The organism is Mesorhizobium sp. M4B.F.Ca.ET.203.01.1.1 (genome assembly GCF_004791025.1).
Taxonomy (GTDB): domain Bacteria; phylum Pseudomonadota; class Alphaproteobacteria; order Rhizobiales; family Rhizobiaceae; genus Mesorhizobium; species Mesorhizobium abyssinicae.
In genome coordinates, this window is the sequence record NZ_SRUO01000072.1 from 1 (window position 1) to 424 (window position 424).

General features: G+C 67.2%; 1 protein-coding gene. It reads left to right on the top strand.

Annotated features, from left to right (window positions below):
• Positions 1–424: efflux RND transporter permease subunit (locus EN846_RS33665; protein WP_189587192.1), on the top strand; the 424-nt coding region annotated here is incomplete at both ends.

Below are 424 nucleotides of genomic sequence, written 5' to 3' on the forward strand. Positions count from 1 at the left end.
ACCGGCGTGATCTACCGCCAGTTCTCGGCCACGATCGTCTCGGCGATGGCGCTGTCGGTGCTGGTCGCGATCGTGCTGACCCCAGCGCTGTGTGCGACCCTGCTCAAGCCGCTGAAGAAGGGCGAGCACCACGTCGCCCACCGTGGCCTGGCCGGTCGCTTCTTCAATGGCTTCAACCGCGGCTTCGACCGCACCAGCGAACGCTACCAGCGCGGCGTGCGCGGCATCATCCACCGTCCCTGGCGCTTCATGGGAATCGTGGCGGCGCTGTTCGTGCTGATGGGCGTGCTGTTCGTGCGCCTGCCCAGCTCGTTCCTGCCCAACGAAGACCAGGGCGTGCTGATGGCGCTGGTGCAGGCGCCGGTCGGCGCCACCCAGGAACGCACGCTGGAATCGATCGCGGCACTGGAAAACCACTTCCTGC